This window comes from Citrobacter sp. Igbk 16 (assembly GCF_028069755.1).
GTDB lineage: Bacteria > Pseudomonadota > Gammaproteobacteria > Enterobacterales > Enterobacteriaceae > Citrobacter.
The window spans coordinates 1-1490 of the sequence record NZ_JANEWJ010000069.1; the positions used below are offsets into that span (position 1 = coordinate 1).

A 1490-nucleotide genomic window follows, 5' to 3' on the forward strand; every position below is an offset into this window, starting at 1 on the left:
CTCTCTATTTTTGTATTATTTCTATCCTTAAGAGTATCCGTTTTCACTCTAAATTCAAACATTAACTCTTCACGGATAAACTCCAACCTTTCCATGTGTTGGTAAAGAATAGTTTTTATATCTTTACTGAGCAGATCCCTTTTATCTTCCATCTCAATCAACTGAGTGATGATTTTATTTTCATTTCCAAAGTGATGTGCAATACTTTTATCGAGTTCATCAATGCGAGATTTTAACCTTTCATTATTTTCATAAATCATATCCACGCGAGAATTTAGCTTATTACTGTTTTCATTGATAGCATCAACAATACTCTGTATTTTCGAATTTATGTTACTAAAATTAAACATATTATAACTCCTCGATGACACATTGATTATCTAACCATGCGCTACCAACAAATATTTTCCCAGGTGCAATGACAGTAAAAGTTCCAAGCCCATCCTTCCAATGATAACATTCTTCATAATGATTATGTTCTTTATGAAGTGCTGCGGATACACTATATTCCCCAACACCTATATTCATTTGGAGCGTGAATTTAATTAGCTTTTCCCCATAGTCATCCATTTCAATTTTATGTGCTAATGTATTTGTTCCAAAAACAATATTACCTAGACGATCACGAATATGAAAACCTAATGTTAGCCCCTTGGTGACATGTTTATTAAATATTTTAAAGCATATTGAACATTTATCACCAGTAACCAACGTGTCAATTTTTTCCCCAGTTTCTGATTCAATATAGAAACTATTTATTATAGCTTTTTTATTTCCTGACTCCGATTTTCCGTCGTTAACAATTATCTCATTCTCGTCTGCTGTTTTTGATAGTTTCGCGTTATATAAATTTAAAACATCCGTCGGCAACCCATCTGCAACTATACTACCTTTATCCAACAGTATTGCTCTTGTACAAATATTAGCAATAGCTGCCTGATCGTGAGAGACAATTAGAAGCGTAGTTCCTTGGGCTTTAAATTCTCTAATTTTATTGAAACTCTTAGCTTGAAAATATGCATCACCAACAGACAATGCTTCATCAATAATTAATAACTCAGGCCTTACTGCTGTTGCAACAGCAAAGGCCAATCTTACCTGCATCCCACTAGAATAGGTACGTACAGGTTGATCAATATATTTCCCTATTTCAGAGAATTCTTCAATGCTAGGCATTAACTCCTTAATTTGCTCAGTATTTAATCCTAATAGCTGTCCTGACATATAGACATTATCTCTGCCTGAGAAATCGGGATGGAATCCCATACCTAACTCTAGCAAAGCAGCCACACGCCCCCGAACTGACACGCTACCGCTTGATGGCATTGTTGTTCCTGTTATAATTTTAAGTAAGGTACTTTTCCCTGCACCATTCATACCTAAAATACCAACAGACTCACCGACCCCGACGTTAAAAGAGATATCATTCAAAATGTTTATTCTATTCGAATATTTTTTATTTCCGAATGACATCCATTCTAATAATCGAT

At 34.5% G+C, this 1490-nt stretch carries 1 protein-coding gene and 1 pseudogene; both read right to left on the reverse strand.

The window, feature by feature from the left end; genetic code table 11:
- Nucleotides 1–350 (reverse strand): annotated as a pseudogene (locus NNO03_RS22375) (hypothetical protein); the annotation flags it as partial.
- Nucleotide 351: 1 nt separating this feature from the next.
- Nucleotides 352–1490 (reverse strand): ABC transporter ATP-binding protein (locus NNO03_RS22380; protein ID WP_271450606.1); only part of this gene is annotated, 1139 nt, incomplete at its 5' end.